Below are 20,807 nucleotides of genomic sequence, written 5' to 3'. Positions count from 1 at the left end.
CGCCGGTCATCACAAGGCCATGTCGAGGTGGCCGTTATAGACGACGCGGTGCTCGCCCTCGGCCGGGATCACGGTGCCGAGCTGGGCCACGGTCTCGCCGGCATCGGTGAAGACCCGCAGGACCTCATCGACCTTTTCGGGCTCGACGATCGCGATCATGCCGATGCCGCAGTTGAAGGTCCGCAGCATTTCGAGCTCGGCGATGCCTGCTTGCGCGGCCAGCCATTTGAACACCGGCAGCACCGGCAGGCGCGCGAGGTCGATGCCGACGCCAAGATGTGCGGGCAACACACGCGGAATATTGTCGGTGAAACCGCCGCCGGTGATATGGGCGAGACCCTTTACCACACCGGTCTCGCGGATCGCCCTCAGGCAGGATTTGACGTAGAGCTTCGTCGGCGTCAGCAGCGCCCCGCCGAGCGTCATGACAGGGGCAAACGGCGCCTGCGCCTCGAAGCCGAGGCCGGACTGTTCCACGATCTTGCGCACCAGGGAGAAGCCGTTGGAATGCACGCCTGATGAGGCGAGGCCGATCACGGCGTCACCCGCAGCGATGTCCTTGCGCGGCAGCAGCGTGCCGCGTTCGGCCGCACCGACGGCAAAGCCGCCGAGGTCGTAGTCGCCGTCCTTGTAAAGGCCGGGCATCTCCGCGGTCTCGCCGCCGATCAGGGCACAGCCGGATTCGCGGCAGCCCTCGGCGACGCCTGCCACGATGGCGGCGGTGGCCTCCGGATCGAGCTTGCCACAGGCGAAATAGTCGAGGAAGAACAGCGGCTCGGCGCCCTGCACCACGAGGTCGTTGACGCTCATGGCGACGAGGTCGATGCCGATTCCGCCATGCAGGCCGGTCTCGATCGCGATCTTGACCTTGGTGCCGACGCCGTCGGTAGCCGCGACCAGGACAGGGTCCTTGAAGCCGGCCGCCTTGAGGTCGAACAGGCCGCCGAATCCGCCGATCTCGGCATCGGCGCCGGGCCGTGCGGTGGCGCGCACCATCGGCTTGATCAGGTCGACCAGGCGGTTGCCCGCGTCGATATCGACGCCTGAATCGGCGTAAGTGAGGCCGTTTTTGCGGTCGGTCATGCCCGATTTCCAGTGGGTTTGCGGCTGGTTACGTCGAATTCCGGGGACGCGCAATGGCAAGCGTGGCGCCCCGCCTTATACTATGTAGAGATATCAACCGGTTCAGCCTCTTAGAGGCCGGATTCAAGGTCAGGTCGGGTGCCGGGAAGCGCCGTGTGAGTATTCCGAACATTATTACCCTGGGCCGCATCATGCTGGTCCCGATCATCGTCTGGGCCATCGTGTCGAGCCAAATGGAGGTGGCGTTCGCCGTCTTCCTCATCGCGGGCATCAGCGACGCCGTCGACGGCTTTCTGGCCAAGCGCTTCAACATGACGAGCGAGCTTGGCGCCTTGCTCGACCCGCTGGCCGACAAGGCGCTGCTGGTGTCGATCTACCTGTCGCTCGGCATCTGGGGTGACATCCCACGCTGGATCGTCATCCTGGTGGTGTCGCGCGACATCATGATCGTCACAGCCGTGATCGTGTCCTGGCTGTTCGACAAGCCGGTCGAGATGAAACCGTCGAAAGTATCCAAGCTAAACACAGTGGCGCAGGTCGCCTACGCCGCGCTGGTGCTGGCCGCACTTGCCTTCGGCTTCAGGCCGGCGCCCTATGATATCATCTTGATGGGCTTCGTTACGATCTTCACGCTCTCCTCGGTGTCGCTCTATCTCGTTGAGTGGCTGCGGCACATGAGCACGATCGAAGCCAAATGAGGGAGAAAGGGCCCCGCAAAAGGCCAACTCCCGCCGGATATCTCGACTCTTCCAACCAAGCCGGCGCGCCGGCACGGAGCAAAGCAAGCGTGGCAGGCCGCGTTCACCCCCGACAATTGGCGTTTTCGCTTCCGCATGCGGAGAGCCTCAGCCGGGACAATTTCCTCGAGGGCCCTGCCAATGCCGCCGGTCTTGCCCTCATCGACAGCTGGCCGGAATGGCCGAACCGGATCATGTGTCTCACCGGCCCGGAAGGCTCCGGCAAGAGTCATCTTGCCGCGATCTGGGCCGAGGAGGCCGGCGCTCGCTCGACCACGGCCAATGCGCTCAGCGCCCCCACTGTCCCCGGCGCGCTCGCGACCGGCGCGCTGGTGGTCGAGGATCTCAAGGCTGGGGATTTTGACGAGCGCGCCCTCTTCCACCTGATGAACCTCGCCCGCGAGGACGGCGCCTATGTGCTGTTCACTGGACGAGAGGCGCCTGCAGCACTGGAGGTCGAGCTCCGCGACCTGCGCTCTCGGCTTCGGACGATCCCCGTGATTTCGCTCGCGCCACCGGATGACCAGTTGTTCCGCGGCCTGATTGTCAAGTTCTGCGCCGATCGACAGCTCACCGTGGACGAGACTGTCGTGAGCTACCTCGCGACCCGGCTGGAGCGCTCCTCGGCCGCTGCGCGGCGCGCGGTGGAGCGGCTGGACAGCGAGGCACTGCGGCTCGGCCGCCCCGTCACCAGGGCGCTGGCCGCCGAGCTGCTTAGGGACACCTGACCGCCGGGCGCTGGTTGGACCTCCCCTTAGATCTCCCTTGGGCCCGCTTGACGTCGCGCGGTAGCGGAACATCAATGTCATCGAAACGTCATCGCATTAACACATGCTCCCGCCGGTTTTGCGGATAAGTCGCAAACTGGGGCGAACTGGATGGACCGACTTCTCATGGACTCCGCGCAAGCTATTGAAACAAAAGAGAAAGCAACGGAGACCGAGGGCCTGCCGGCGATCGCCTCAAGCCCCGAGCGATTCATCAATCGCGAGCTGTCCTGGCTGCATTTCAACCGTCGCGTTCTCGAGGAGTCGGTCAACCCCAGCCACCCGATGCTGGAGCGGGTGAGATTTCTGTCGATTTCGGCAAATAACCTCGACGAATTCTTCATGGTCCGCGTCGCCGGCATCAAGGCGCAAGTCCGCGAGGGCATTGCCGAGCGGGCGCCCGACGGCCTGACCCCGTCAGAGCAACTGGCGTTGATCAACCGGACCGTCTCGCAATTGGCCAGCGATCAGCAGGCGATCTGGCGCGAGCTGCGCGGCACGCTGGCCGAAGTCGGGATCGTGCTGGTCGACGGCAAGGATGTCACCAAAGCGCAGCGGACCTGGCTCGAGGAGTATTTCCTCAACAACGTGTTCCCGCTGCTGACGCCGCTGGCGATCGATCCGGCCCACCCCTTCCCGTTCATCCCGAGCCTTGGCTTCACCATCGCGCTCCAGCTCACGCGCGAAGCCGACGGCAAGCCGATGAACGCGCTGATCCGCATGCCCGGCAAGATCGATCGCTTCATCCGCCTGCCGGCCGAGGGCAAGGTCCGCCTGATCTCGCTGGAGCAGGCCACTGGCCTGTTCATCAACCGCCTGTTCCCCGGCTACAGCCTGCACGGCCAAGGCGCCTTCCGCATCATCCGCGACTCCGAGCTCGAGATCGAGGAAGAGGCCGAAGACCTCGTCCGCTTGTTCGAGACCGCGCTGAAGCGCCGCCGCCGCGGATCGGTGATCCGGCTCGAGATCGACGGCAAGATGCCGGAGGAGCTGCGCAACTTCGTCCAGCATGCGTTGTCGGCGGCCGACGACGAGGTGTTCCTGGTCGACGGCGTGCTCGCCATGAACGAGCTGTCGCAGCTGACGCGTCTCGACCGGCCCGACCTCGAATTCACTCCTTACGTGCCGCGCCATCCCGAGCGCGTGCGCGAGCATGGCGGCGACATCTTCGCTGCGATCAGGCAGAAGGACCTGATCGTCCATCACCCCTACGAATCCTTCGACGTGGTGGTGCAGTTCCTGCAACAGGCGACGCGCGATCCTGACGTCGTCGCGATCAAGCAGACGCTCTACCGTACCTCCAACAATTCGCCGATCGTGCGCGCGCTCGCGGAGGCCGCCGAAGCGGGCAAATCCGTCACCGCGCTGATCGAGCTGAAGGCACGTTTCGACGAAGAGGCCAACATCCGTTGGGCGCGCGACCTCGAGCGCGCCGGCGTGCAGGTCGTCTACGGCTTCCTCGAGCTGAAGACGCACGCAAAGCTCTCGATGGTGGTGCGCCGCGAGGGCGGCAGCCTCACCACTTACGTCCATACCGGCACCGGCAATTATCACCCGGTCACCGCGCGTATCTATACGGACTTGTCCTACTTCACCTCGGAACCGACCATCGGCCGCGACGCCGCGCGCGTGTTCAACTTCATCACGGGCTATGCCGCGCCGAGCGATCTGGAAAAGATGGCAGTGTCACCGCTGACCCTGCGCAAGCGCATCATCGAGCACATCCAGGGCGAGACCGAGCACGCCCGTCACGGCAAGCCCGGCGCGGTCTGGATGAAGATGAATGCGCTTGTCGATCCCGATATCATCGACGCGCTCTACGAGGCCTCACAGGCCGGTGTGCAGGTCGAGCTCGTGGTGCGCGGTATCTGCTGCCTCCGTCCCGGCATTCCCGGCCTGTCCGAGAACATCCGCGTCAAGTCGATCATCGGACGATTCCTGGAACACGGCCGAATCTACTGCTTCGGCATGGGCCAGGGCCTGCCGAGCGCGAAAGCGGCTGTGTATATCTCGTCGGCCGATATGATGCCGCGCAACCTCGATCGCCGTGTCGAGGTGCTGTGTCCGCTGCAAAATCCCACGGTGCATCAGCAGGTTCTCGAACAGATCATGGTCGCGAACCTGAAGGACAATGAGCAGAGCTGGCAATTGTTGCCGGACGGGTCCTCAACGCGTATGAAGGCCGCGAAGGGCGAAGAGCCTTTCAACGTGCACAACTACTTCATGACAAATCCGAGTCTGTCTGGCCGTGGAAAGTCGCTCAAGGAATCCTCGCCGCGCCGTCTCACGCGCCGAAACGAACGCCATCAGTCCTGACCAAGGATTTTTGCCGTGAAACGGCCGCGCAAGCGTGGCGCTAGCGTCGCGGTCATCGACATCGGCTCCAACTCGGTTCGTCTCGTCGTCTACGAGGCGCTGGCGCGGAGCCTGATTCCGATCTTCAACGAGAAGACTCTGTGCGGGCTCGGGCGCGAGGTGCAGAGCACCGGTCTGCTCGCACCTGACGCCGTCGACAAGGCGCTGACCTCGCTGAAGCGCTTTCGCGCGCTGTGCCGCGTGATGCAGGTCGGCCGCGTGTTCGCGATTGCGACCGCTGCGTGCCGAGATGCTTCCAACGGCCCCGACTTCATCGCGAAAGCCGAGCGCATCTGCGCGGTGAAGATCGAGATCCTGTCGGGACCGCGCGAAGCAAAGCTGTCGGCGCTCGGCGTGATCTCCGGCATTCACCGTCCCGACGGCATCGTCGGCGATCTCGGCGGCGGCTCGCTCGAACTGATCGACGTCCGCGGCAATAGCGTGCGCAGCGGCGTGACGCTGCCGCTCGGCGGCCTCGCGCTCCAGGACCTCGCTCATAAATCGCTCAAGCGCGCCGATCGCATCGTGCGCGAGGCGATCGACGAGGTGCCCCAGCTCACTGCCGGTCGCGGCCGCACCTTCTACGCCGTCGGCGGCACCTGGCGCGCGCTTGCGCGTATCCACATCATCCAGAGCGGCTATCCGCTCCAGGTGATGCACGGCTATTCCATACCCGCGACCGAGGCGCTCGATTTCGCTCGCCGCCTGCGGCGCCTCGCCGCCGCCGACATGCTCGCCGACATCGAGGTCGTCGCGGATGCGCGGCGCCCGCTCCTCACCTATGCAGCGCTCGTGCTCGAGCACATCATCCGCGTCGCAAAGCCGAAAACCATTGTGTTCTCGACCTTCGGCGTGCGCGAAGGCCTGCTGCACGAGAAGCTCCCGGAGACCGAGCGCAACAAGGACGGCCTGATCTGCGCGGCCGAAGAGCTGAACCAGTTGCTGTCACGCTCGGCAAAACACGCCCGCGAGCTGATTGCCTGGACCGATCGCCTCGCGCGCGTGGTGAAGCTGCGCGAGACGGAGGAGGATCGCCGCCTGCGCCACACCGCCTGTCTTCTGTCCGACATCGGCTGGCGCGTCCATCCTGATCATCGCGGCGAGCAGACGCTGAGCCTCGTGGTCAATGCCAATTTCGGTGCGATCGACCATCGCGAGCGAGCCTTCGTCGGACTGTCGGTGTTCTATCGCTATGCGGGCCTCAGCGAAGAGAACCAGCCGCCGCTGACCATGCAGGAGCTGCTGACGCCGGCGCAGCTCGAGCGCGCCCGCCTGTTGGGTGCGGCGTTCCGCGTCGCGCATCTGATCTCGGCCGCGCGTCCGGGCGTGCTGCCCGCCACGCATTTCCGCAGCCAGGGCCGCAACCTGATGCTGGTGTTCGAGCACAGGCTCGGCGATCTCGTCGCTGACCGCGTCGGCAGCCGCTTCAAGCAGCTCGCCCGCCTGATCGGGCGATCCGGTTCAATCGTGAGACGCTAGATCTTACTCAGCCGACGCCTTGGCGTGCGCCTCGGAGGCCTCCAACGCGGCGGCATGCATGCTACGGCGGCGCCAGATCGCGCCAACCAGCAACACGACGACGACACCGAGCACGGCGCAGAGATATTCGGCGCCCTCGCCGCCATGAGCAAATTGCGGCGGAATATGCAGAGTGCCGAGCATCTGGTCCAGCGACGCTCCGAATGGGCCGTCGAACAGCGAATGCAGCTTCGGCTCGATGCCGGGATCGGTTGCGATCACCTCACCTGCGATCCAGCCAAGCAGTGCCGCACCGGCCCAGACCAGGATCGGCAGTTTCGCGAGCAGCGCCATGATCAGCGCCGCGCCGGCAACGATCAGCGGCACGCTGATGGCAAGGCCGAGGACCAACAGCGGCACGCTGCCATTGGCCGCAGCCGCCACCGCAATGACGTTGTCCAGACTCATGATGATGTCGGCGACGACGACGATTTGCACCGCCTGCCAGAGATGCGAGGCGGACTCGACGTCCTCCTCCTCATTCTCCGGCGCCAGCAGCTTTGCCGCGATCACGATCAGCGCGAGACCGCCGACCAATTTCAGGTACGGCAGCGCCATCAGGCTTGCGACGACGCCGGTGAAGATGATGCGCAGCAGAACGGCGGCGCTGGCGCCGAGCACCATGCCCCACAGCCGGTGCCGCGGCGAGAGGCCGCGGCAGGCGAGCGCGATCACCAGCGCGTTGTCGCCGGAGAGCAGGATGTTGATCCAGATGATCTTGCCGACCGCAATCCAGAAGGTCGGCTCGGCCATCTCATTGCGGAACTGGGTGAAGAATGCCCCGATCGTGGCGGGATCGAAGATCTGCCCGAGCCAGTTCACAATGAGTCCCCTGTCGACTTACCCTATCGGCTCGTTAGCCGACGATCTCGTTGCCCGAGAAGAACTGCGCGATTTCGATCGCGGCGGTCTCCGGAGCGTCCGAGCCGTGAGCCGAATTTTCGCCGATTGACTTGGCGTAGAGCTTGCGGATGGTGCCCTCGGCAGCCTTGGACGGATCGGTCGCGCCCATCGCGTCACGGTACTTGGCGATCGCGCCTTCGGCTTCCAGCACCTGGACCACGACCGGGCCCGAGGTCATGAACTCGACCAGTTCGCCGAAGAAGGGGCGCGCCTTGTGAACAGCGTAGAAGGTCTCGGCCTGTTCCTTGGTCATGCGGATGCGCTTCTGCGCGACGATGCGCAGGCCCGCCTTCTCGATCACGGCGTTCACGGCGCCGGTCAGGTTACGCGCGGTGGCGTCGGGCTTGATGATCGAGAAAGTGCGTTCGATGGCCATGATCTTGTCCTTGAAGAGAAAAAGGGTGGGTCGGAGTTGCGGGGCTTATATCGGCGCCTTCGCGATCCGGCAAGCGAGTGCCGGAACGGCCGCACGGCCGTTTCGCCGCAGGCAAAGACCCGAATCCCGACCGGATTCCAACATGGATTACAACGATTTCACCCAGATGAACCCAATCTGAAGGCACTGTCAGGGTTTGGTTCAGCCTCGCTGGCATATCGTCAGCTCCATCGAAACCAAAGCCTCCTTGCCGAGGCGGACCGTTTCGGCGGCCTTTCCATCGACGCGATAGCCCCGCGCCGGCAGTCTCGAGGAGATCACCATGTTGAGGAAACTTTCGCTCGCTGCAGTCGCCGCGGTCGCCCTGGGGGCCGCGCTCGCTCCCACCTCCGCCTCCGCTCACTGGCATGGCGGCTGGGGCTGGCATGGCGGCTGGTATCACGGCGGTGGCTGGGGCTGGGGCGGACCGCGCGTCTACGCCGCCCCCGTCGCTTACGGTTACGGCGGCTGCTACGTGCGCCGGCTGGTCCCGACACCCTGGGGACCCCGCTGGCGGCTGATCAACCGCTGCTACTGAGCCCGACAGCACGTTCCTGGATTACCTGAGGTACTGTTCCCCCCTGCAGTACCTTCCAAGAGAGGCCCCGGTGTTCCCCCCACTGGGGCCTTATATTTGGGCAGATACTGCGAATTCATACAATTTTTACTAGAATGCCAGCCATCCCCAACGCTTGGCGAAACCAATTTGGGGGCCAATGACTTGGTACCGTGTCGTTACTTTGAAAACACGGAACCCTGATATGGCTGGCCTTCTTGCCAATGACAGCGAACAGATCGACCGGCGCACCAGCCGCTCGATTTGCGATGCCGTGGGCGAACGGCTTCAGCAGAGCATTCGCCCCGAACCCCGGCTCCCTGTTCATCTCGAGCAGCTTTTGAACGAGCTGAGGAAGCGCGACCTCGACACGCACTGACGAAAAATCGGGTTGCGAAAAATCGGGTTGCGTTTGATCGCGCCTGCGGTGACAAGGCCGCATGCTAACCATCACCGACCTCTCCGTCCGTCTCGCAGGACGTCTCCTGATCGACAGCGGCTCCGTGCAGATCACGCCCGGCGCACGCGTCGGCATGGTTGGACGCAACGGCACCGGCAAATCGACGCTGTTCAAGGTAATCCGCGGCGAGCTGGCAGCCGAGCACGGCTCGGTGACCCTGCCACCCCGCTGGCGCGTCGGCAGTCTGGCGCAGGAAGCCCCGAACGGGCCCGAAGGCCTGATCTCGGTGGTGCTCAAGGCCGACCTCGAACGTGAAGCCCTGCTCATAGAGGCCGACACCGCCACCGATCCGCACCGGATCGCCGAGATCCAGACCCGGCTCGTCGACATCGACGCCCATTCGGCGCCGAGCCGCGCTGCCGCGATCCTCTCCGGTCTCGGCTTTTCCACCGCGGACCAACTGCGCCCCTGCGCCGAATTCTCCGGGGGCTGGCGCATGCGCGTCGCGCTGGCTGCGACGCTGTTCGCGGCCCCCGACCTTCTGCTGCTCGACGAGCCCACCAATTATCTCGACCTCGAAGGCACGCTGTGGCTGGAGGATCATCTGGCGCATTATCCGCGGACGGTGATCGTGATCAGCCACGACCGCGACCTGCTTGAAAGCTCGGTCGACCAGATCCTGCATCTGGAGCGCGGCAAGCTCACGCTCTACAAGGGCGGCTATTCCTCCTTCGAGGAGCAGCGCGCCGCGCGCGAGCTGCTCGACGCCAAAGCTGTCAAGCGCCAGGAAGCCGAACGCGCCCGCCTGCAGGCCTTCGTTGATCGCTTCAAGGCCAAGGCGTCGAAGGCGCGCCAGGCCCAGTCTCGCGTGAAGATGCTGGAGCGGCTGAAGCCGATCACGGCGCTGGTGACGGAGGACGTGCGCGAGATCACTTTCCCCGCGCCGGAGAAACTGCTGTCGCCCCCGATCATCGCCGTCGACAACGTCTCGGTCGGCTACGATCCGGCCATGCCGGTGCTGAACCGCGTGACGCTGCGCATCGACAATGACGACCGCATCGCGCTTCTCGGTGCCAACGGCAACGGCAAGTCGACGCTGGTCAAATTGCTCGCCGGACGTCTCGCGCCGTTCTCCGGCAAGGTCACGCGCGCGGACAAGCTGTCGATCGCCTATTTCGCGCAGCACCAGCTCGACGAGCTGAACGAGGACGCCTCGACCTACGACCATGTCCGCAAGCTGATGGGGAGCGAGGCACCTGAGGCAAAAGTGCGCGCCCGCGCCGGCGCGATCGGATTCTCCGGCAAGGCGGCCGACACCAAGGCGGGAAAGCTCTCAGGCGGCGAGAAGGCGCGGCTGCTGCTGGGACTCGCCACCTTCTTCGGCCCCAACATGATCATCCTGGACGAGCCGACCAACCATCTCGACATCGACAGCCGCGCTGCGCTTGCCGAAGCCATCAACGAATTTCCCGGCGCGATCATCATGGTCTCGCACGACCGCTATCTGATCGAGGCCTGCGCCGACGAGCTCTGGATCGTCGCGGACCGCACCGTGACCACTTACGACGGCGACCTCGACGAGTATCGTCGCCTGGTGCTGTCCGCGCGCAATGCGGAAGCCTCGCCGCGCGAACGCAGCGCTCAAATCGAAAAGCCGCAGCGTCCGAAATCGGACAATCGCGGCTCGCTGAAGAAGCGCATCGCGGAAGCCGAGACCGAGATCGCGAGGGTCACCGAGATCATCGCCAAGATTGACACTGCACTCGCCCTCCCCGATATCTTTACGCGGGATCCCAAGCAGGCCGCGCAGTTGTCGAAGGCGCGCGCCAATGCCGCAGACGCGCTGGCGCGTGCCGAGGAACAGTGGCTCGAGGCGAGCGCGCAATTCGACGAGGCGGCGGGCTAGATCAAACTGCAAAACAACCCCATGCACAGTAGGACGCGGCGGCCGGCAACGTCGCGGCCACAGAAATTAAGCTATTGAAATTATTTACCAATCTACGAATCCTAGCGTTCTCGCATGATCTCGTGCCGATAGCGCTGGAGCGGCGATAGCAGATAGCTCAGGATGGTGCGCGAACCGGTCCTGATCTCCGCTGTCACCGCCATTCCCGGCGCCAGGCTGACGAGGCGATCGTCCACCTGCATCTGGGTGCGATCGAGCGCGATGGTCGCGCTGTAGCTGAGCTCCTGCCCGCTGGGCTCGCTGCTCGCCTGTTGCGCGCCCGGCGAACGATCGCCGCGCTCCGGCGGACGGTCGCGCATGATGGCGTCCTGCGAGACGCTCACGACCCGGCCTTGCAGCAGCCCGTAGCGGGTGAAGTTGAAGGTGTCGATCTTGATGGCGGCGCCCTGCCCGGCCTCGACGAAGCCGATGTCGCGGTTGGAGATCATCGCCTCGATCTCGAGATGCGTATCCGACGGCACGATCACGAGCAGCGACTGCGCCGGCGTGACCACGCCACCGACGGTGTGGACAGCAAGTTGCTGCACTACGCCGTCAACCGGCGACGTCAGCTGCTGGAGCTTTGTCTTCTGCTCCGCCTTGATCAGGTCCCGCGCGAGGCCGTTGGCCTTCTGCTCGCTCTTGGCGAGCTCGTCGGACAGGCCCTTGCGATATTCCGCCACGGCCTGGATGCGGGTCTCGCGGATCGCAGCGACGGCAGCTTCGGCTTCCTTCAGGCGGCTGCGCTGGACGCCGAGCTCCTCCTGCTGCTCGATCTGGAGCTGCAGCGTCTCGTAATAAGTCAGCTTGGAGCCGATTTCCTTTTCCATCAGCGTCCTGCGGATATCGACGCGCTGCTCGGTGACGGGCAGCAGCGCATCCAGCTTGTGGATCGTCGCCACGATGGTCTGCTGTTCGGCGTTCTTCTGCGCCTCCTGCCCTGCCAGCGCCGCGAGCTTGGCGCGGTGCTCGCCGACCTGGTTTGTCAGAAGCTGCTGCTGCGTCGCAACCAGCAAGGGATCGGCATCATCGGGCGGAACAAGATCGGCAGATCCATCCTCGCCGGCGGCCAGCGCGGCGCGCAGGCGCGCGCTGTTGAGCCGTTCGGCCATGAGGTCGTCGTGCAGATGGTCGCGCTCGGCGGCATTTACGGTCGGATCAAGCTCGATCAGAACGTCGCCCGATTTGACCGCCTGGCCATCCTGCACATGGATGGCGCGCACCACGCCGGTTTCGAACGGCTGCACCACCTTGCTGCGCCCGCTCGACACGACCTTGCCGGTCGCGGACGCCACGATGTCGATCGTGCCCCAGGCGGACCATGCGAACACCACGCAGACAAGCGCCATCAACGCAAACGCGATGGCGCGGCCGATTGGCGATGGCGGGGTTTCGGTGATCTCCAGCGCCGCCGGCAGGAACGCAGTTTCCTCGGGGCGCCGGCCGTTCGCTGGCCTGAATGGAACGACCGATAGCTCCGGCTTTCGGACCGGCACAGTGCTAGCCGACCTCATAGATACCTCCTTGGAGACGATGCAGGGAGGCATAACGGCCGCCAGTTTTGATCAGCGCATCATGCGTGCCGTCCTCGACCAGACGGCCGCGCTCCAGCGTGAAGATGCGGTCGGCACCGCGAACGGTGGAAAGGCGATGCGCGATGATCAGGACAGTGCGTCCCTTCGCGATCTCCTTCATGTTGTCGTGGATGATCCGCTCGCTCTCATAGTCGAGCGCGCTGGTGGCCTCGTCGAAAATCAGGATGCGCGGATTGGTCACCAGCGCGCGGGCGATCGCGATGCGCTGGCGCTGCCCGCCCGAGAGCGTCGAGCCGCGCTCGCCGACGACCGTGTCATAGCCTTCGGGCAGCTCCAGAATGAAGTCATGCGCGCCGGCGAGCCTTGCCGCCCCCATGATGCGGTCCATCGGCAGGGTCGGATCGGCCAGCGCGATGTTGTCGCGCACCGACCGGTTGAACAGCATGTTCTCCTGGAGCACGATTCCGATCTGCCGCCGCAGCCAGGCCGGGTCGGTCATGACCAGATCCATGCCGTCGATCAGCACGCGGCCGCCTTGCGGCACGTAGAGCCGCTGTACCAGTTTTGCGAAGGTGCTCTTGCCCGAGCCTGATGAACCGACGATGCCGACGGTCTGCCCAGCCGGAATGTCGAATGAGACATCATGCAGGATCTCCGGTCCGTCGAGCCGGTAGCGAAAACCGACATGCTCGAAGCGGATGTTGCCCCTCAGCGCCGGCAGCCCGGCGCGGCCGGCGGAGTAAGCCGGCTCCGCCGCGCTGTTGAGGATGTCGCCAAGCCGCGCGATCGAGAGCCGTGCCTGGTGAAAGTCCTGCCAAACCTGCGCCAACCGCAGCACCGGCGCCGAGACGCGGCCCGCAAAGATGTTGAAGGCGACGAGCTCGCCGACGGTCAGGGCGTCACCGATCACGAGCCGCGCGCCGACATAAAGGATGGCCGCGGTCACGACCTTGCTGACGAACTGCACCAACTGGCTCGCGGTGTTCCCGAGGCTGGTGACGCCAAAGCTCGCAGAGACGTAGCCGGCGAGTTGCTCTTCCCAGCGGCGCTGCATCTGCGGCTCGACCGCCATCGCTTTCAGCGTCTCGATGCCGCTGACGCTCTCGACCAGAAGGGCCTGGTTCTCCGCGCCGCGGCGGAATTTCTCTTCCAGCCGCCGGCGGAACAGCGGCGTCGCCACCGCGGAGATCGCGATGTAGAACGGGAACGAGGCCAGCACGATGCAGGTCATGACGGGCGAATAGGCGAACATCACCGCCAGAAACACCGACGTGAAGACCAGGTCGATCAGCAGCGTCAGCGACGACGACGTGATGAAATTTCTGATGTTCTCGAGCTCGCGCACTCGCGCCACGGAATCGCCGACACGCCTCGCCTGGAACCAGGCCATCGGCAATGCCAGCAAATGGTTGAACAGCCGCGCACCCAGCTCGACATCGATACGGTTGGTGGTGTGCGAGAACAGATAATTGCGGAGGATCCCGAGCACGGTGTCGAACAGCGAGACGACGACGAGGCCGATGACGAGCACGTCGAGCGTCGATAGCGAGCGGTGCACAAGCACCTTGTCGATCACGACCTGGAAGAACAGCGGCGAGACCAGCGCAAACAGCTGCAGGAAGAACGAGGCCGCCACCACCTCACCCAGCAGCCGCCGGTATTTGCCGATCGCGCCGATGAACCAGGTGATGTCGAACCGGCGCCCGAGATCGGATAGACCGACGCGGCGGGCCATCAGGATGAGTTCACCGCCCCAGATCGCGCACAGCTCGTCGCTCTCCATCAACACGGGCCGCTGCGCCACTGGCGACTGCACCAGCACCTTGTCGGCCGAGGCTTTGGCGATGACCATGAAGCTGCCGTCGCGCAACTTCGCGATCGCCGGCAGCGGGGTGTCCGCCAGACGGCTCCACTGCGTGCGGTAGGTTCGCGCCTTCAGGCCGAGAGACCTGGCGCAGCGGATGATATCCGCTGCGCCAAAGCTTGCCGCACCTTGCCGGTGCCTGAGCTGATCGCGATCGGCCGCCACACCCTGCAGATGAAGCAAGGTGAGCATCGCGTCGAGCCCGGTATCAGTCGAAACCGCATTCGCCGTCATGGGCGTCCTCCAGACTGGAGCACCTGATCAAGCGTGCTGCGGCGGAGCGAGCGTCTGGGTCTGCGCCGTGTGCGGATCGACCAGCGGCATCGCACCATGGCCGTCGCCTGCGGGAACGAAGCTCGCCGCCATGGCCTGGTTGAGCAGCATCGCGGCCGCCATCGCACCCCCGTCCTGGATAAGGACGTTGTTGCCGGTGCCGCCATCGAGGACGTCCTGCCCGGGGCCGCCGATCAGGATGTCGTCGCCTGCCCCACCCAGCAGCGTATCGTTGCCGGAGCCGCCGATGAGGACGTCATCGCCATTGCCGCCGCTCGCAACCAGCTGGATGCCATTCTGCAGGCCGGTGGCCGTGATGACATCGTCGCCATCGAGGCCGTTGATGACGAGCCTGTCGCCCGCGCCGGCATCACTGATGTTGATGTCCTGGCCGAGGCCCGACACCGTGATGATGCCGTCATGCTCGGTCACCGAGATGACGTCGTTCCCGCCGGTCCCGTTGATGGTCACGGTGTCAGCCGCGCCGTCATTGGCGCCGAGGTCGAGATTGACCTGATTCACGCCGGTGCCGGAGAGGTCGTTGACCGTGATGTTGTCAGCGCCGCCGAGGGCGTTGAAGTCGATGTGCTCGACCCCGTTGACGTCCATGGCGATGTTGGCGACGTCGCGGGTGAACAGCACCCGTGCGCCGTTCGCAGAGATGTTGATGTTCTCGTTGACGTTGGCACCGTTGAACAGCAGCGTATCGGTGCCCTTGCCGCCTTCGACGGTGTCGCTGCCATCGCCTGGATTCCAGACGAAGGTGTCGTCGCCAGCGCCGAGATTGGCCACATCGTTGCCGCGGCCGCCGTTCACGACATCATTGCCGGCGCTGCCGGTGATGGTGTCGTTGCCGTCGCCGCCGTTGATGTTGAGGCTGAACGCTTGCCCAGCCTTGATCGCGGAGGCATCGATGACGTCGTTGCCGCCGCCACCGTTGACGGCGAGCGCGTCGCCGGCATCGGCGTGCGCGACCGTCACCTGCGCCGCCAGGCCGTTGACCACGATCGATCCGCCTGAGGTCGTGACCTTGATGGTGTCTTCGCCGCCGCTGCCGTTCACGGTCACGCGATCCGCCGCGCCGTCGCCGCTCTGACTGCCAGGACCGGCGCTGAGGTCGATTGCTACCTGCGTGACATCGGTCCCCGAGAGATCGTTGACGGTGATGTTGTCGGCACCGCCGGCGGCGGCGATCTGCACGTGCTCGACGCCGTTGAGATCCATGGTGACGGCGCCGACGTCGCGGCTGAGCAGCGCACGACTTCCGTTCGCCGAGATCGACATGTTCTCGGCGACATTGGAGCCGTTGAACACCAGCGTATCCGTGCCCGCCTGGCCTTCGACGACGTCGCTGCCGTCGCCGGGATTCCAGATGTAGGTGTCATCGCCCGCGCCGAGGAGTGCAACGTCGTTGCCTCGACCGCCGGTGACCTTGTCGTTGCCGTCGCCGCCGATCAGGGTGTCGGCGCCCTGGCTGCCGGTGATGGTGTCGTTGCCCGCGCCGCCGTCGATGGTCAGCCCGATCGCCGCGGCCAGCAGCGATGCATCGATCACGTCATTGCCGCCGAGCGACTGGATCACCAGACGGTCGTTGGCAGATTCCGCATTCGCGATGGTCACGACCTCAGGCAGGCCGGTCACCGTCACGGTTGTGCCAGCGGACGCAACCTGGATGTGCTGATTGCCGTTGGTGCCGTTGACGGTCACCGTATCGGCAGCGCCGTCGCCTTGCGTTCCGCCTGGTATAGCTCCGAGATCGACCAGCACCTGCTTGACGCCGGTCCCGGTGAGATCGCCGACGGTGATATTGTCGGCGCCGCCGCGCGCATCGAACTCGATCTGTTCGATGCTGTTGAGGTCCATCGTGATGTTGGCGACATCGCGGGTGAAACGCACCCGGCTGCCATTGGCCGAGATGTCGATGTTTTCGTTGATGTTGGCGCCGTTGAACACCAGCTTGTCGTTGCCCGAGCCACCTTCCACGGTGTCGCTGCCGTCGCCGGGATTCCAGATGAAGGTATCGTCGCCCGACCCGAGCTGGGCAACGTCGTTGCCGCGGCCACCGGTGACGATGTCGTTGCCGGAGCCGCCGATCAGGAGGTCGTTGCCGTCGCCGCCGGTGATCGTGTCATTGCCGGCACCGCCGTCGAGCGTCAGCGAGATCAGGCTGCCGAGCCCGTTGCCCGCGGTGATGACATCGTCGCCGCCACCGGCGTGCAGCACGAGGTTTTCCGTCGTGCCGATATCGAGCGAGAACGGCGCAGGCCCTGTCTCGTCGAACCGCACGCGGGTGCCGTTCGCGGTGATGGTGAACGTCTCGGAGGCATTGCTGCCGTTGACCTGAGCGGTGTCGTTGCCGTCACCACCCTCGAAAACGTTGCTGCCGCCGCCGGGATTCCAGATCATGAGATCGTTGCCGGCCTCGCCGAACAGCTGGTTGTTGCCGCTGCCGCCATCGAGCGTGTCGTTGCCCGCACCACCGAACAGCAGATCGTTGCCGCCGCCGCCGTTGATCACATCGTCACCGCCCTGCCCGAACAGCAGATCGCCCCCGGAGCCGCCGGTGATCCTGTCATTGCCGTCGCCGCCGAAAATGTGCACCGCGGGCATCGGGCCGTTTTGCTCATCGACCTTGATCGTGTCGTCACCGCTCTGACCGAAGATGTCGATCTCGCCGGTGTTGGCGATGGTGGGATCTCCACCAAGCGTCTTCACGTGCCCGTTATTGATGAGAATGCGTCCGGACTTGTCGCGGCCGATCACGAGGCCGTTATTGGCGCTGTCGCCGAAAATCGTGAGCTGCCCCGTAACCGGGGAAAAAACAGAGGTAATAGACATTCAAATCATCCTTCGATCGATCTAGCCCCTCCCTCGATGCGTAGCAGGCGCGAACATGACATTCTTGAAGCGTTGCTTGAGACGCGCGTGATTATTCTGAAGATTCTCTCCAGATTTGCTTGGGGGCGACTCTCAACGGCGGTTGCGAACGCTCTCTCATCGGGCGTTTCCGGATCACTTGTCACGCCGGCGTGATTTTGAGGCCCAGGGACGCGACTTCGATGTTGTAAGGATTGATTGCCGATGGAAGGTCCAGCGACTTTTCCCAAGTAACCTTGTCGCAATCGATGCGACAGCACACCGATCTTGTTCGCAAGATTCAGGCAAACGAAGGAGCGCGTGCCGTCGTGTGCGATAGCAGCCTCCATCGCGTGCAACCGGAACCGTCCCGACGCGCGCGGCGGGGACGATTCCTCGAGCCATATGAGCAGTGCGATCAGGCAGCCAGTTATTCGATCACGCGGTCGGCGCGCGCGAGCAGCACGGGCGGCACATCGAGGCCGAGCGCCTTGGCCGTCGTCAGATTGACGACGAGCTCATATCGGCGCGGCGCCTGGATCGGCAGATCGTGCGGCGATGCGCCCTTCAGGATGCGATCGATGTAGTCGACGGGTGCGCTGACGAGTTCGTCCCAGACGAATGTGTAGGACATCAGCGCTCCGCCATCGACCGCGCCCAGCACGGAATTCAGCGCCGGCACGCGAAAGCGGGCGCATTGTGCGACGATGTGATCGCGATGCCCGTTGGTGAAGGGTTCCGGAATGACGAGCAGGCTGCCATTGCCGGCGCGGCCGAATGCCTCGATCCGGGCTTCGGTCTCGCCGTCATTGCGCGTCCGCATCTCGATCACGTCCACTCCGGAAGCAGCATCCCTGGCAGCGGCGACCAGGCCCGGCGCATAAGGCGCAGTATCAGGATTGAAGAGGATGGCAACGCGGGCAAGCTTCGGATCCAGCTCGCGCAACAATTCCATCCATTTGCCGCCGATCGCGAAATCCCAGGTCACGAAACCGGTCACGTTGCCACCGGGATGTCCGAGGCTGTCGGCAAGCTTGAAGCCAACCGGATCAATCACCTGCGTGAACACGATGGGAATCGTCGTCGTCTGCTGACGCAGCGCCAACGTCGCCGGCAAGCCCTGAGCATAGATCACCTCGGGCGCGAGCGCGACGAGCTCGGCGGCTGACGCTTTCGTGCTGGCCAGATCGGACAACGCACCGCCGAAGCGGTAGTCGATGTGCACATTGCCGTCCTCCATCCAGCCGGCCTTACCCATGGCCTCGCGGAACGGCTTCAGAAAGGCCCGCGCGACCGGCACGTCGATATTCGCCGCGAGGCCGACCAGCACGCCGACGCGGCGCGGTGCTTTGGATTGTTGGGCGATCGCGCCCGACGGCGCGGCCACAGCCGCTGTCAATCCCGCAATGAATTCGCGCCGCCTCATGCCCCCGCCCCCAAAAGCCCTGGCGATACTGTAGCTGCCCGGGCTTAGCATTCGATAGATGCAAGGCGGACTTCTCATCGGAAATTGTTCAGATCAAAATGCTGCGACACATCGCGCACGATCAGGCTATCGTGCTACCAAATCGAGACCGGACCTTTTCGGCGCGAAGATCATTTGAATAGGCAATTTTGAGGGAGATCGCAGATGTCGTCACCCGAACCGATCAAATTCACCGACGGCGCGGCTTACGAGCGTTTCATGGCGCCGTGGAGCCGATCGGCCGGGACGCTGTTCCTCGACTGGCTGGCGCCACGCCCTGGTCTCGCCTGGGCGGATGTCGGTGCCGGCAACGGCGCGTTCACCGAGCTCCTGCTTGCGAAATCCAGCCCATCGCAGGTATGCGCAATCGATCCCTCCGACGCCCAGATTGCAACAGCGCGCCAGAAGTTTGCGGCAAAACCGGTCGAGCTCTCGATCGGCGATGCGATGGCCCTTCCCTACGATACAGGCCGCTTCGACGTCGCGGTGATGGCCCTGGTGCTGTTCTTCGTCCCCGACCCGCGCAAGGGCGCCTCGGAAATGGTCCGCGTCACCCAGCCCGGCGGCATGGTCGCGTCCTACACCTGGGACATTTTGCGGGGCGGCACGCCGACGCAGCCGCTGTGGGAGGAGTTGGATGCCCTCGGCATCCCCGCAGCTCGCCCGCCGAGCGCGGACATCTCTCGCTTCGAGATGCTCAAAGCGCTTTGGGCGGAGCTTGGCCTGCGCGAGATCGAAACCCGCGAGCTGGTCGTCGAGCGGACATTCGCTGACTTCGACGATTACTGGCTGTCGATGGTCGTCAGCAGCCCGAGCGGCATCTTGGGAAAACTATCGGATGGCGAGCGAGAAGAGCTGAAACGCCGATTGGAATCGCGATTGCCGACAAGCGCGACGGGAGAAATCACTGTTCATGCCAGCGCGACCGCGATCAAAGGGCGCAAGGCCGCTTGATGGCCAAGAGAAGCGTGCGCAACCAATCGCGTTGATGGGCACAGCCTTAAGGACAAGGACGCGTTACGTCGCCGCCTTCTTCTTCGCCTTCGGCTTCACCGGCTTTGGAGCGGGCGGCGGCTCCGGATTGCCTTCGATCGCGGAGAGGCGCCCTGACGTGAAGGTGTAGATGCCCGCGCGGGGGCCCGTCGTCCAGGTGACCACCGCGACGCGACGGCCGGCGGCATCGCTGGAGAGATTGACGTTGGAAGGCGCGCCGATGCCGCGCACGACGTCGCACTCGGTGTGGCCGAGCGCAACCGTGCCGCCCACCGGCGCCGGCGCCGTCGACGCATTGGCATCGGCAGGTCCGGGCGGCGGCGCCATGCCGGGACATGCGCCGTCAGCGCTGACGAGATCCTCAGCCCCCACCGGCTTGTTGGGGGTCAGCGGCGGCGATTCGATCGAAATGTTCTTGATGAACAGGCGGCTCGGCTTGTTGAACCATTCGGCGTCCTTGGCAGACGCCAAGAGATCGGTTCCCCCCGCACAGCCCGCGAGCAGCGGCGCGACAGCGGCCAACGCAACGAGAAGCGACTTTGGAAGCTTTTGATGTCGCACGATAACCTGAATTCCCCGCATGAAGCAGCAGCCCTAAGCGATTGTCCCAACATCACTTTGCGGCACGAAGGTGGCCGAAACCAATCTGCCCTTGAAAGTCCAAGACATCATTAATTGCAAGCGGCTAATTCCGCCGTTGCCACCGGCCCCGTTCGTCAGCCTGCCAATAGGTGACCTCAAATCCGCGCGTCTTGCAATCCGTCCATGTGCTGCGGGCCATCGCAAGCGCATCCGGATCGTCGCCGTTGAACAGCAGCACCATGCGCTCATAGCCCTCCGCGTCCTCGGGCAACGCGGCGTTGTCGACGAGGAAGCGGACATTGGCGCGGTTCGGATTGTCTGCCTCGATCGCCAGCACGATCGGCTGGTCGGCAACATCGTTCACCCGCCATGTCGCATGCGGCAGGAAGGAATCGTCGCGATAGGTCCATAGATGCGCGTCCAGCGCATCGGCCCGCTCCGGTGACGTCGACTGCACCACGACGCGCCAGCCGCGCTCGAGCGATTTCTCGAGAAGCGGCGGCAAGACGTTCTCAACCGTCATGTTCTGCAGATGGTAGAACAGTACTTCAGTCATCGTG

17 protein-coding genes are annotated in these 20,807 nt (G+C 64.5%); 8 read left to right on the top strand and 9 right to left on the bottom strand.

Features of this window, described 5'->3' with window-relative positions:
* Window positions 1-9: 9 nt before the first annotated feature.
* Window positions 10-1,083: a phosphoribosylformylglycinamidine cyclo-ligase gene (gene purM / locus Q0687_RS20310; protein WP_298880349.1), complete on the bottom strand. Its 1,074-nt coding sequence runs from the start codon at window positions 1,081-1,083 to the stop codon at window positions 10-12.
* 155 nt (window positions 1,084-1,238) lie between these two features.
* Here purM and Q0687_RS20305 point away from each other — a divergent pair, with 155 nt between their 5' ends.
* The 4 genes from Q0687_RS20305 to ppx all read left to right on the top strand — a co-directional run bounded on the left by Q0687_RS20305 (window position 1,239) and on the right by ppx (window position 6,421).
* Entirely contained in the window at window positions 1,239-1,781 is a 543-nt protein-coding gene (locus Q0687_RS20305) for a CDP-alcohol phosphatidyltransferase family protein (RefSeq protein ID WP_298880346.1), read from the top strand.
* 89 nt (window positions 1,782-1,870) lie between these two features.
* The gene (locus tag Q0687_RS20300; protein ID WP_298880344.1) at window positions 1,871-2,548 is read left to right on the top strand and encodes a DnaA/Hda family protein; all 678 of its coding nucleotides are present in this window, start codon (window positions 1,871-1,873) and stop codon (window positions 2,546-2,548) included.
* A gap of 165 nt (window positions 2,549-2,713) precedes the next feature.
* A complete protein-coding gene (locus Q0687_RS20295) occupies window positions 2,714-4,903 on the top strand; it encodes an RNA degradosome polyphosphate kinase (RefSeq protein ID WP_298880723.1) in 2,190 nt (729 codons plus the stop codon).
* A 15-nt stretch (window positions 4,904-4,918) separates the two neighbouring features.
* Window positions 4,919-6,421: an exopolyphosphatase gene (ppx, locus tag Q0687_RS20290; RefSeq protein WP_298880341.1), complete on the top strand. Its 1,503-nt coding sequence runs from the start codon at window positions 4,919-4,921 to the stop codon at window positions 6,419-6,421.
* Between the two features lie 3 nt (window positions 6,422-6,424).
* Here ppx and Q0687_RS20285 read toward each other — a convergent pair whose 3' ends face one another.
* Window positions 6,425-7,282 carry a TerC family protein gene (locus Q0687_RS20285; protein WP_298880340.1) on the bottom strand — a complete coding sequence of 286 codons (858 nt, stop codon included), beginning with the start codon at window positions 7,280-7,282 and terminating at the stop codon, window positions 6,425-6,427.
* Window positions 7,283-7,316: 34 nt separating this feature from the next.
* A complete protein-coding gene (gene ndk / locus Q0687_RS20280) occupies window positions 7,317-7,739 on the bottom strand; it encodes a nucleoside-diphosphate kinase (RefSeq protein ID WP_212027602.1) in 423 nt (140 codons plus the stop codon).
* 322 nt (window positions 7,740-8,061) lie between these two features.
* Here ndk and Q0687_RS20275 point away from each other — a divergent pair, with 322 nt between their 5' ends.
* From Q0687_RS20275 to Q0687_RS20265, 3 genes are all read left to right on the top strand, one after another.
* The gene (locus tag Q0687_RS20275) at window positions 8,062-8,316 is read left to right on the top strand and encodes a sulfur globule protein precursor (protein ID WP_298880337.1); all 255 of its coding nucleotides are present in this window, start codon (window positions 8,062-8,064) and stop codon (window positions 8,314-8,316) included.
* A gap of 223 nt (window positions 8,317-8,539) precedes the next feature.
* Entirely contained in the window at window positions 8,540-8,713 is a 174-nt protein-coding gene (locus tag Q0687_RS20270; protein ID WP_298880336.1) for a hypothetical protein, read from the top strand.
* A gap of 61 nt (window positions 8,714-8,774) precedes the next feature.
* Entirely contained in the window at window positions 8,775-10,640 is a 1,866-nt protein-coding gene (locus tag Q0687_RS20265) for an ABC-F family ATP-binding cassette domain-containing protein (protein ID WP_298880335.1), read from the top strand.
* A gap of 101 nt (window positions 10,641-10,741) precedes the next feature.
* Here Q0687_RS20265 and Q0687_RS20260 read toward each other — a convergent pair whose 3' ends face one another.
* The 4 genes from Q0687_RS20260 to Q0687_RS20245 all read right to left on the bottom strand — a co-directional run bounded on the left by Q0687_RS20260 (window position 10,742) and on the right by Q0687_RS20245 (window position 18,633).
* Window positions 10,742-12,193: an HlyD family type I secretion periplasmic adaptor subunit gene (locus Q0687_RS20260; protein ID WP_298880332.1), complete on the bottom strand. Its 1,452-nt coding sequence runs from the start codon at window positions 12,191-12,193 to the stop codon at window positions 10,742-10,744.
* Window positions 12,180-14,312 (bottom strand): type I secretion system permease/ATPase, encoded by a 2,133-nt coding sequence (locus Q0687_RS20255; protein ID WP_298880330.1) that lies wholly within the window; start codon window positions 14,310-14,312, stop codon window positions 12,180-12,182. Before Q0687_RS20255 ends, Q0687_RS20260 begins: the two co-directional genes overlap by 14 nt.
* A gap of 27 nt (window positions 14,313-14,339) precedes the next feature.
* Complete coding sequence (locus Q0687_RS20250; RefSeq protein ID WP_298880328.1) at window positions 14,340-17,189, bottom strand: calcium-binding protein; 2,850 nt, start codon at window positions 17,187-17,189, stop codon at window positions 14,340-14,342.
* Between the two features lie 448 nt (window positions 17,190-17,637).
* Window positions 17,638-18,633, bottom strand: coding sequence for an ABC transporter substrate-binding protein (locus tag Q0687_RS20245; protein ID WP_298880325.1), 996 nt, complete (start codon window positions 18,631-18,633; stop codon window positions 17,638-17,640).
* A gap of 204 nt (window positions 18,634-18,837) precedes the next feature.
* Here Q0687_RS20245 and Q0687_RS20240 point away from each other — a divergent pair, with 204 nt between their 5' ends.
* Complete coding sequence (locus Q0687_RS20240) at window positions 18,838-19,626, top strand: class I SAM-dependent methyltransferase (RefSeq protein WP_298880323.1); 789 nt, start codon at window positions 18,838-18,840, stop codon at window positions 19,624-19,626.
* 63 nt (window positions 19,627-19,689) lie between these two features.
* Here the strand turns inward: Q0687_RS20240 and Q0687_RS20235 are convergent, their stop codons facing one another.
* Together Q0687_RS20235 and Q0687_RS20230 are read right to left on the bottom strand one after the other, a co-directional pair.
* Window positions 19,690-20,187 (bottom strand): hypothetical protein, encoded by a 498-nt coding sequence (locus tag Q0687_RS20235; RefSeq protein ID WP_298880721.1) that lies wholly within the window; start codon window positions 20,185-20,187, stop codon window positions 19,690-19,692.
* A 163-nt stretch (window positions 20,188-20,350) separates the two neighbouring features.
* A complete protein-coding gene (locus Q0687_RS20230) occupies window positions 20,351-20,803 on the bottom strand; it encodes a DNA polymerase III subunit chi (RefSeq protein ID WP_298880320.1) in 453 nt (150 codons plus the stop codon).
* Between the last annotated feature and the right edge of the window lie 4 nt (window positions 20,804-20,807).

The organism is uncultured Bradyrhizobium sp. (assembly GCF_936928535.1).
Lineage (GTDB): Bacteria > Pseudomonadota > Alphaproteobacteria > Rhizobiales > Xanthobacteraceae > Bradyrhizobium.
Note: the sequence above shows the minus strand (reverse complement) of the source record. Positions and strands in the feature narration are given on the sequence as shown.